Genomic DNA, 10,000 nt, shown 5'->3' with positions numbered 1-10,000 from the left:
CGCCGACGCCCAGCGCGCGGCCGCGGCCCGGATTGCCCGACCAGCCGAGGAAGAAACCGACCAACTGCCACATGGCGTCAAGGCCCAGGCAGCCCGGCATGACCGGATCGCCGATAAAGTGGCAGGCGAAGAACCACAGGTCGGGATTGATGTCGAGTTCGGCTTCGATATAGCCCTTGTTGAAGGCCCCGCCGTCCTGCGTGATCTGCGTGATACGATCCATCATCAGCATCGGCGGCGCCGGCAGCTGGGCATTGCCCGGACCGTACATTTCCCCGCGCGAACAGGCCAGAAGGGCTTCATAATCGAAAGACGAAGGACGGTCGCTCATTGGGGCTCCGGATAGAATCTCACACACATATAGCTGTTACGCGGCGCTTAATGGCGCGTTCGTAACAGGCTGTAAAGATGCGTTACACGCATAGAGGCCGCGGCTCAATGGCTTTTGTTGTGAAATTTGGCCAGCGAAGGCGTACTAACGCACGCCCTGCGGGGTGCCCAGCCGCGTAAAGGGGTCCGGGCGTTTGCACGCCGCCCCTTCCTGTGCCCCCCACAGACGGTCCTGCGGGGCCCAGCCATCGACATTGCCGACCGAGACCTTGCAATAGCCCTTCTTGCACTTGTCGAGCGCGGCCAGAGCGCGCGGATTGAGTCGCGCCTTGACCTTGGCGGTGGGTTTGGCGGCGCTCAGCAGGTCGATCTTCTGCGTGCCCATCGACACGACACTGCGCTGCGACTTCAGCATCGAGCGGCTGACCCAGGCAATGCCGCCATCCGGATCGCAGATCATGCGCCATTCGCGGGTTTCAGAAATGATCTGCACCGGCAGGTTCTTCTGGCGATAGGTCCACAGGACCTTGTTTTCCTTGGTCGGGCCGGAGCGGGCATAGACTTCGTTGGAGCGCAATGAGGCCCAACGCGGCACCGGCTGCTTTGAGGGCGTGTTGAACGACTCTTCCTCAGCAGACCCGGCCTGCGCGGTGGGCGCAACGCCGCCGCAAACCATCCCCAGCGACAGGGCCAAAACAGCCGCCCTCGCCCACCCCGACTTGACGCGGGGGCACGGCCTATGGTGTGGTGATTTCACTGAAAAAAACAGGCTGAACAGGGTCGGCATCGGCAAAAGCAGACGGTTAAGGGGGCGTGGAAAGGTCTTCGACACTGGGCTTGCAATGCTTCAGATTTGGTTAACCAGACCCTAAAAAACAGTCCTGAACGAAAATGCCGTCAAAGGGTCAACGCATACCATGAACAAGAAATTGAAAGTCGTTATGACCGTGAAACTACCCGACGGGGTGGAAACGCGGTTCCGCGAACTGTTCAACACCACGCTCTGGCTCACCAAGGACCCGATGCCGCGCGACAAGATGATCGAGGCGGCGCAGACCGCCGAAGTCCTCGTCTCTTCGATCAATGACCGCATCGACGCCGACTTTATCGACGCCTGCGGCGAACAGCTTAAGATGATCGCCAATTTCGGCGTCGGCTATGACCATATCGACGTCGCCAGAGCCGTCGAAAAGGGCATCATCGTCACCAATACGCCGGGCGTGCTGACCGAAGACACGGCCGAAATGACCATGGGCCTGATCATCGCCGTGGCGCGCCGTTTCGTCGAAGGGGCTGAAACCGTGCAGCGCGGTGAATTTTCCGCCTGGTCGCCGACCTTCATGATGGGCCGCCGCATCTATGGCAAGCGGCTGGGGATCGTCGGCATGGGCCGTATCGGGCAGGCGCTGGCGCGTCGCGCGCGTGCCTTCGGGATGCAGGTGCACTATCACAACCGCAAACCGGTGTCGCAGCGCATTTCGGATGAGCTTGAGGCCACCTACTGGGACGATCTGGACCAGATGCTGTCGCGCATGGACGTGGTGTCGATCAATGCGCCGGGTGGTCCCAACACCTTCCACCTGCTCGATGCCGAGCGACTGGCGAAGCTTCAGCCACACGCCATCCTCGTCAACACGGCGCGCGGGCAGATCGTCGATGAAGAGGCGCTGGCGCACCTCTTGCGCGGCAACAAGATCGCCGGCGTCGGGCTTGACGTCTATGAGCGCCTGCCCGGCATCAATCCGGAACTGTTCGGCCTGCCCAATGCGGTACTGCTGCCGCATATGGCGTCTTCGACCATCGAAGCGCGCACCGATATGGGCGACCGGGTGATCCTCAACATCAAGACGCTTCAGGACGGCCACCGCCCACCCGATCGCGTCATCCCGGCGATGCTATAAGTTACTCATGAAAACGTTTTGGCCTGCGGCCAAATACGTTTTTCAGGGTTCGGATATGAGAAAAAGACCCTCGGGGCGGCCCGTCGGGTCTTTTTCGCTTTTTATCCCCCTCTCCCCGTGCACGGGGAGAGGGCCGGGCGGAAGGGCATGAAACGGCAAGTCCCCTGAAAATGCGTCGAAAAAAGTTTTTCACAGGTTTCCGAAAAATGCCCCTTGCAAAGGCCGCGGGCTTTTGTCTATAAGGCGCACCTCTTCGGCGGACACGCCGGTGGATAACAGAAACGAGCGGGTGTAGCTCAGCGGTAGAGCGCCACCTTGCCAAGGTGGATGTCGAGAGTTCGATCCTCTTCACCCGCTCCAATCTGTTTTACAAAGCACAAAAGGCCGGATCGCTGATCCGGCCTTTTGTGCTTTGATACCCCCAACCCTTTACCGCTTATCCCCAGCCACCGGATTGACAGTGTCTGTCATTCGCAGGAGGCTCGCGGGCAGAAAAGGGGGCCTCTCATGACATCGGCAAACACACGTCAGCTTCAGTTCGCTATCGCTTTTGGCGTCCTGTCTTTTATAACCGTGGCGCTGGGGGCGCTGACAATGCAACAGGCGGGGCTGAGCGCCGGGCTGTGGCTGCGTAACCCGGTGGCGTGGCTGATTGGCGGGGGGCTCTGCTTCGGTTTAAGTCGTGTGCGACTGCCGCTATTGCCGCAGCTTGTCGTGGCTCTGGTCCTTCTGGGCCTCTGTTTTGTCTTTCCGGGACAAGACGGCGTTCACCGCTGGCTGGCCTTCGGTCCCGTTCAGCTCAATGCCGCCGCCCTGATCCTGCCTCTGGTGCTGACAGCCACCCGACCGGACAGGCCGTCGCCGCTGTGGCTGATCGGTCTGGGCCTGATCGCCGCCTGTCTGGCGTGGCAGCCCGACCGTTCGCAGCTTCTGGCCTTTGGTGTCGCTGCGCTGGTCCTGATCGCGCAGACCTATGGCCCGCGCGCCCTGCTGTGGGCGGCGCCGGTCGCCGCTCTGGCCCTTGGTCTGTGCCTGTGGCGGGCCGATCCGCTACAGCCCGTAGCGCACGTCGAAGGCGTGATCCATATGGCCGCCGCGCAGTCACCGCTTCTGGCCATCGGCTTGAGCGCCGCTCTGGCCCTCACCGCCTTGAGCCCCCTGTGGCTGTGGCCCGACGCAAGCCGCCGCCCGCAGGCCTTCGCGCTGAGCCTCTATTTTGCCCTCAGCGCCGTGGCCTGGCTTTACGGAGCCTATCCCGTACCGCTGGCCGGATACGGCCTCAGCTTCGTCCTCGGCTGGTGGCTGGGGGTTGCCGGGCTTTTTGCAAAATCACCCACCCAATCCGCTTAAAGCCCGCTTGCGCCGCCCCTTAAAACGGGTACGTTTGTTGCAGCCGCTAAGTCCGGTAAAGACCGTCTTGGGCGCATTGTGTGCCGAAACGGGTCAGGTGGGAGTTTGTGCGCGCGATGCTTCTGGAAAGCGAAGCCGATCTGATCGTGGTTTTGGGGGTTCTGGCGGTGTTGCTGCTGGGTGCAGCCATCGTCGCGGGCCTGATTGCCATCATCAAAACCTCACAGGTGCGTCAGTTTCAGGACCTGCTGTTCAAGGCCGAGCGCAAGATAGATCAGCTTGAGCGGCGCATGTTCAATGTGCTCAACGCCGTGCCGGTGGCTCTGGTCGAAACCGATGCCACAGGCAAGTTCATCTTCGCCAACAAGACGGCGCATCAGCTTCTGGGGCGCAAGGATAACGAGCTGATAGGCTTACGCTTTCACTCGGCCACCTGGGGCATCACCTATCCCGACGGCCGCGTCATTCCGCCCGACCTGCTGCCCATTGCGCGCACCCTGCGCGGTCAGACGGTGAAGGGCTTTCAGCACCTGATCGTCAATCACGGCAGCCGCACCAAGGTGCTGGTCTCCGTCACCTCCATGCCGATCATGAACACCAATGGCGAGGTGATCGGTTCGACCACGGCGCTGGTCGAGATCGAAACCCAGACCGGCGAAGGCGTGGGCGATATTTCCGGCGTGTGGCGCGGCCACTGGTTTACGGCCGCACCTGTGCCCTTCTGGGGGCTGGATCAGAACGGGACGGTGCTCGACCTCAATCCGCGCGTAGGCAGCCTCCTCGATACGCCGCGCGATCAGGCGATGAACGCCAACTGGGCCAAGGTGTTTGTCGCCGATGCCGATTTCCAGAAGGCCGTCGATTTCCTCGCCGACCTGACGCCCGAAGATCAGGGGAGCCGTCCGGCCTCCATCAACCTGTCGCTGAAAGACGTGCGCGGTCAGGCGCATCCGGTCATCCTCACCGCCTGGATCGTGCATACGCAGGACGGCGAAGCGCAGGGCATTACGGTGGCCGCCATCCCTACCACCCAGACCCTGACGGTCAGCGAGGCACCAGCCTTGGCCGCACCCGTGGCCCCGGCCCTGTCCGACGAGGCGCAACAGGCGCTGGAAGACCTGCAAAAGGCCGAGCTGGCGCGCGCCGCTCTGGGCGTTGGCGTGTGGTCCTACGACCCGGTGTCGGACTCGATTGTCGAAGACGAAGGGATGCGCCGCCTGATCGGGCGCGAATTTGACGGCGGCCCAACGCGCATCACCGCCGAAGACCAGTTGCGCGCCAACGAGGTGTTCGGTGAGCTGATGTCGGGGCAAAGCGACACGCTCGATCTCGACCTGACCATTCCACAGCCGGATGGCACGCTGCGTTACGTCTCATTGAAAGGACGGGCGCAGAGGGTCGATGGCCGCCGCGAGCTGTTCGGCGTGGCCATTGATGTGACGCACGCCAAGGCGGCCACAGCCTCCCTGCCTGCCTCCAACCCTGAGCCTGCATCTGAGCCTGTGGTTATCGAAGATACGGCAAAGATCGAGGCGCTGGAGGCCGATCTGGCGGCGCTCGACACGGCCCGCGGCGAGGCCGAGGCCGAACGCGACGCCCTGCGCGCCGAATTGGAGGCGCTGAAAGACGCGGCTGCCAAGTCTGAAACCGCGGAGCCCGGCGAAAATCCGGAGCTGGAGGCCCTGCGCGCCGAGCTGGAAGCGCTGAAAGCCGAACCCAAGTCGGAACCGGAAGAGAGCCCACTGAGCGTGGCGCTCGAAGCCTCTCTGGCCGAAATCGAAACGCTGAAGGCGCGCGCCGCTGAGTTGACGGCGCTGGAAAGCGAGCTGGAAACCCTGCGGCAGGACTATGCAACTCTGGCGCAAACCGCCGCCGCCGAAGCGCAGCCCGATACGCGCGACGCCGACATCGAGGCGCTGAAGGCCGAGATCGCTGAATTGCAGGGCCTCAAGGCGCTGGAAGGCGAACTGAGCGCGCTGAAGGACGAAAAGGCCGAGCTGGAGGCCGAATTTGCCGCGCTTCAGGCCGCGCCTGTGCCGGAAGCCAAGCCGGAGCGTCATCTGAGCGACATCGCCGGTGATCTCAGCCCCCTGCACCGTCAGTGGAAAAGCGATGGCACGCTGACGCGCCTTTCGACCGGCTGGCAGGCCCTGACCGGTTGCGGCGCGCCGGAATTCTTTGGCGAAGGCTGGCTCGACAGCCTGCATCCGGACGATCAGGACCGCATCCACGCCGAACTGGCCGTGCATCTGGCGCAAAAGACGGCCGGCGATTTGTCCTATCGCGTCAAAACGCCCGACGGCTTTGCGCCGCTGCTGGAGCGCCTGAGCCCGGTGGTGACGGACGGACAGTTCGAAGGGCTTTTGGGGGTGGCGTTTGACCTGTCGGCGCACCTGCCACCGCCGCCACCGCCTGTCGTCGAAGCCGGGCCGGACCGTCTGGAATTCCTGACGATGAAGGCGCGCACCGGGCAGCTTGAGCTGGAGATCGCGCAGCTTCAGCTCGCCAAACTAGAGTTAGAGCGTCAGGCCGAACGTCTGGATACGGCTCTGGCCCTGTCGCAACGCTATGAAACGGTCGGGCGTCTGGCCGGAGATGTCGCGGCCGACTTCTCGCAGATGCTGAACGTTATGAACGCCGCGCTCGACATGATCGGGCGTCAGGCCGACAGCCCGGACCTGCGCCGCCTGTCCGAAGCCGCTCTGGCGGCCGGCAAGCGCGGTGAGCGCCTGACGCGGCAATTGCTGGCCTTTACCACCGAGGCCAAAGAGAAGGCGTAAGTCGGCGCTGTCTGCTATAAAACCGTCGCAAAAACGGCCTATGGGCGGAGGTCTCAACCGTTACGCAGGATCGTTCATGACCGACAGCGCACCGCTTACCTTTGGCTGGGAAGAATGGGTCGGGCTCCCTGATCTGGCCCTGCCGGCCATCAAGGCCAAGGTCGATACCGGGGCGCGCACCTCGGCCCTGCACGCGGTGGATATCGAGGTGTTTGGCACGCCGGAGCGCCCGCGCGTGCGCTTCGTGGTCAATCCCGTGCCGGGCCGTTACGATATCGAGGTGGCCTGTTCCGCCGACCTCAAGGATCAACGCGAAATCACCTCGTCCAATGGCGAGACGGAGTGGCGCTACGTCATCGAAACCCATATTTCGATCGACGGCGTCAACCACCCGATCGAGGTATCGCTGACCAACCGCGCCAATATGGCCTATCGTATGCTGATCGGGCGTCAGGCGCTGGAAAGCCTCGGCGCGCTGGTCGATCCGACGGCGGGGCAGCGCCTGCCGGTCCTGTCCTATGATGTCTATAGCCGCGCCGATGCGCCAAAAGCGGTGAAGCGCCCATTACGTCTGGCCGTGCTGACGCAGGATGCCGGCAACTATTCGATCCGCGCCCTGATCAGGGCGGCGCAGAACCGCGATCACGTCATCGAGGCCATCGAAACCTCGCGCTGCTATATGAACATCAATGTGACGCGCCCCGAAGTGCATTATGACGGTAAGCCGCTGCCGCAGTTCGACGCCATCATCCCGCGCATCGGCGTGCCGATGACCAGCTATGGCCTGGCCGTCGTACGACAGTTTGAGACGACGGGCGCCTATTGCCTCAACCGGTCTTCGGCCATCTCCGCTTCGCGCGACAAGCTGCACGCGCTTCAGGTACTGGCGCGCAAGGGCATCCCCATGCCGGTGACGGCCTTTGCCAAATCGCCAAAGGACACCGACTTTGTGGTGCAACTGGTCGGCGGCGCGCCGCTGGTCATCAAGCTGACCAAGGGGGCGCAGGGGCGCGGCGTGGTGCTGGCCGACACGCATCTGGCCGCCGCCTCGGTCATTTCCGCCTTCCGCGACCTCGATGCCGAACTGCTGACGCAGGAATTTATCCGCGAGGCCGACGGCGAAGACCTGCGCTGCCTCGTCATCGGTTCAAAGGTCGTGGCGGCCATGAAGCGCAAGGCCAAGATCGGCGATTTTCGCGCCAACCTGCATCAGGGCGGCAAGGCTTTGTCGGTCGAAATCACGCCGGAAGAAGCCGACATCGCGGTGAAGGCGGCCCGCGCTCTGGGCCTTCAGGTGGCGGGCGTTGACATTCTGCGCTCGCATTCGGGGCCCAAGGTGCTGGAGGTCAATTCCTCGCCCGGCCTTCAGGGGATCGAAAAGGCCTCCGGCGTCGATGTGGCCGACCTGATCATCCGTCATGTCGAGAGCAAGCTGCGCCCTGTCCAGCACCTGCCGAAACAGAACCCGCGCGCTAAACGCCGGGAATAAAGCGCCTTTCCCTCCGGCCCACTCCATGCCATTTAAGCCCTATGAAGCGCTTTGGCCTGAAGGACGAGGATCTGAAACTGTGGCATCTGGTGACGGCCACGGTGCGTCCGCACGCACTCAGCAAAAAGAAGCCCGCACCGGTCAAGCCGCCCTTCGCCCAGCCGGAGATCGAGACCGTCACCATCAAGGGCCTGCCCGAAGGTCAGAACACCCTCTCCGCCCCGCGTATCGAGCGCCCTCTGCCGCTGGTGCCGTTCAAAATCGGTGAGGCCGTGCGCCCGCAGAGCGGCTTTCGCCTGAGCGAAGCGACCACTTTCACGCCTGACCCGATCGAGCCCAAGCGTAAGCGCCGCATCAGCCGCGAACGCGACCCCATCGAAGCGCGCCTCGACCTGCATGGGCTCAACCAGATTCAGGCCGAACAGCGGCTCAAGGCCTTTGTGCAGCAGGCCTGGGCCAATGACTATCGCGCCGTTCTGGTCATTACGGGCAAGGGTATGGCCGAAAACGGCATATTGAAGCGCAACGCACCGGAATGGCTGTCCGATCCGGCGCTGGCGCATATTGTGGCCGGGATTTCACAGGCCCACGCCCGCCACGGCGGCTCCGGCGCGCTCTACGTGGCGTTAAAGCGGCGTCAGGGCTGAACGACGACGCCCGACTCGTCTTCCAACCGTTTCGGTGCGAATGGGGGTTGCGGCAACTTAGCACTTTTCCGTTTCTGTTTGACACCTGACGCCCAAAACAGAATGGCACCTAAGGGAAGCGTCACATAAAACTCAAACGAACTGGCCAGTCCTTGCGCATATCCCGAAACGGGAAAGCCCAAAAAGAGGGGCTGCCAACTGATAGTATTGTTTATCCAGAAATAGGAAAGCCGGGTGAAGCCTATGGCAACGGAAATGGCCCACAGCCAGCCCAACGGTATGCCTTTGACACTCAAACACACATAGAGGGTGTACAGACTGAATAGCAAAATACCGGAGGAAAGGAACAAAAATAGCAATCTCTCTGAATTAAAACGTTTAAATGAAAAATCGACAGATTTTAAATCATTGCCATTTAAGTAGTTTATTTTAAAATTATTGGCTTTATAATTCGATCCTTGCTTTACGAATTGCACAGTGCTGATCAAAACACTATCAGCCTGCTTATTTAAGAGGGTAATTGTCGTTATTTCCGGCTGACCTGTGGTGTAGGTCGTTTGCCATTGCGCCACGCGAATCAGATCCGGCTTCGCCGGAATATATTTCGCAAAAGTCGGTATGGTCTTGCGATAGTCGGCGGTCATCATGGCCGGAAGACTATGCTGACTTAGACTTTCCCAGTCCTGAGCTTTGACCTGTTTTTGATAGGCAATGGCCTCACGCACGACGGCTGGCGGAGCCGTTCGTTCTACCACATAAAACAAAGGATGATCTGGTCTGTGCACGCTTGGCCAAAAGAGGAGGCCCGCCACGAAGAGAGCGAAAACGGACAGACAGAATGTAGCGGCCAGAAACTTACGCACTTCCCCCTCCGAGAGCGTAATACCCTTATTACCCCATCCAAAGCCAGGAAGGTGACATAGTCAAGCCGAAGTCAATCAGATCAGCCCGTTCTGCTTCGCCAATTCGGCATAAGAGACCTGCGGGCGCGGGCCGTAGTGGCTGATCACCTCGGCGGCGGCGAGCGCCCCCAGACGGCCGCAGGTTTCCAGATGCAGGCCCTGTGTCAGGCCATACATCACCCCTGCCGCGTACTGATCCCCGGCCCCGGTGGTATCCACCACCTCGGCCACCGGATAGACGGGGATGTCGTGCGACAGATCGGCCTTCAGCGCCACCGAGCCGCGTTCGGAACGGGTGACGAAGGCCAGATCGGCCTTGGATTTCAGATAGCGCGCGGCCTTATCGAAATCCTCGGTCTGGAACAGCGACAGAAGCTCGGATTCATTGGCGAAGACGAGGTCGATATGCTGCTCGATAAAGGCCAGCAGGTCGGTGCGCCAGCGATCGACCACGAAGCTGTCCGACAGGGTCATGGCCGTCTTGCGGCCCGCCGAACGGGCGATTTCACAGGCCTTGGCAAAGGCGGCACGACCCGACGGCGTGTCGAACAGATAGCCTTCGAGGTAGGTGATCTGCGACGCCCTGATCAGTTGCGGATCG

Annotated in this window: 9 protein-coding genes, 1 tRNA gene and 1 pseudogene; 7 read left to right on the top strand and 4 right to left on the bottom strand. The window is 61.7% G+C overall.

Annotation, left to right across the window (positions count from 1 at the left end; genetic code table 11):
* Both fabA and LDL37_RS07365 read right to left on the bottom strand, forming a co-directional pair.
* Positions 1–331, bottom strand: a 331-nt coding sequence (fabA, locus tag LDL37_RS07370; RefSeq protein ID WP_290796128.1) for a bifunctional 3-hydroxydecanoyl-ACP dehydratase/trans-2-decenoyl-ACP isomerase, incomplete at its 3' end; no start/stop codon positions are given.
* Positions 332–475: 144 nt separating this feature from the next.
* Positions 476–1,024 carry an SH3 domain-containing protein gene (locus tag LDL37_RS07365; RefSeq protein WP_290796126.1) on the bottom strand — a complete coding sequence of 183 codons (549 nt, stop codon included), beginning with the start codon at positions 1,022–1,024 and terminating at the stop codon, positions 476–478.
* 223 nt (positions 1,025–1,247) lie between these two features.
* Between LDL37_RS07365 and LDL37_RS07360 the strand changes: the two genes are divergently transcribed.
* From LDL37_RS07360 to LDL37_RS07335, 7 genes and pseudogenes are all read left to right on the top strand, one after another.
* Positions 1,248–2,231, top strand: a complete 984-nt coding sequence (locus LDL37_RS07360; protein ID WP_290796124.1) for a D-glycerate dehydrogenase — start codon at positions 1,248–1,250, stop codon at positions 2,229–2,231.
* A gap of 285 nt (positions 2,232–2,516) precedes the next feature.
* Positions 2,517–2,591 (top strand) — tRNA-Gly (locus LDL37_RS07355).
* Between the two features lie 147 nt (positions 2,592–2,738).
* Positions 2,739–3,581, top strand: a complete 843-nt coding sequence (locus LDL37_RS07350; RefSeq protein WP_290796122.1) for a hypothetical protein — start codon at positions 2,739–2,741, stop codon at positions 3,579–3,581.
* 116 nt (positions 3,582–3,697) lie between these two features.
* The gene (locus LDL37_RS07345) at positions 3,698–6,361 is read left to right on the top strand and encodes a PAS domain-containing protein (protein ID WP_290796130.1); all 2,664 of its coding nucleotides are present in this window, start codon (positions 3,698–3,700) and stop codon (positions 6,359–6,361) included.
* A gap of 40 nt (positions 6,362–6,401) precedes the next feature.
* Positions 6,402–6,839, top strand: a pseudogene (locus tag LDL37_RS16445) (RimK/LysX family protein); the annotation flags it as partial.
* 75 nt (positions 6,840–6,914) lie between these two features.
* Positions 6,915–7,850 carry a 30S ribosomal protein S6--L-glutamate ligase gene (rimK, locus tag LDL37_RS07340; protein WP_366509226.1) on the top strand — a complete coding sequence of 312 codons (936 nt, stop codon included), beginning with the start codon at positions 6,915–6,917 and terminating at the stop codon, positions 7,848–7,850.
* A gap of 41 nt (positions 7,851–7,891) precedes the next feature.
* Positions 7,892–8,497 (top strand): Smr/MutS family protein, encoded by a 606-nt coding sequence (locus LDL37_RS07335; RefSeq protein ID WP_290796117.1) that lies wholly within the window; start codon positions 7,892–7,894, stop codon positions 8,495–8,497.
* On the opposite strand, the gene LDL37_RS07330 is transcribed toward LDL37_RS07335, so the two are convergent.
* Together LDL37_RS07330 and LDL37_RS07325 are read right to left on the bottom strand one after the other, a co-directional pair.
* Positions 8,488–9,360 (bottom strand): hypothetical protein, encoded by an 873-nt coding sequence (locus tag LDL37_RS07330; RefSeq protein ID WP_290796115.1) that lies wholly within the window; start codon positions 9,358–9,360, stop codon positions 8,488–8,490. The genes LDL37_RS07335 and LDL37_RS07330 overlap by 10 nt on opposite strands.
* 75 nt (positions 9,361–9,435) lie before the next feature.
* Positions 9,436–10,000 (bottom strand): adenosine kinase (locus LDL37_RS07325; RefSeq protein WP_290796113.1); only part of this gene is annotated, 565 nt, incomplete at its 5' end.

The organism is Asticcacaulis sp. (assembly GCF_020217185.1).
Taxonomy (GTDB): Bacteria; Pseudomonadota; Alphaproteobacteria; order Caulobacterales; family Caulobacteraceae; genus Asticcacaulis.
This window is presented reverse-complemented; position numbering and strand designations above follow the sequence as displayed.

Bases quoted from the DNA above. Each gene is read 5' to 3' on its own strand.
- LDL37_RS07360 (WP_290796124.1), top strand. From the start codon at position 1,248: ATGAACAAGAAATTGAAAGTCGTTATGACCGTGAAACTACCCGACGGG.
- LDL37_RS07350 (WP_290796122.1), top strand. From the start codon at position 2,739: ATGACATCGGCAAACACACGTCAGCTTCAGTTCGCTATCGCTTTTGGC.
- LDL37_RS07345 (WP_290796130.1), top strand. From the start codon at position 3,698: ATGCTTCTGGAAAGCGAAGCCGATCTGATCGTGGTTTTGGGGGTTCTG.
- LDL37_RS07335 (WP_290796117.1), top strand. From the start codon at position 7,892: ATGAAGCGCTTTGGCCTGAAGGACGAGGATCTGAAACTGTGGCATCTG.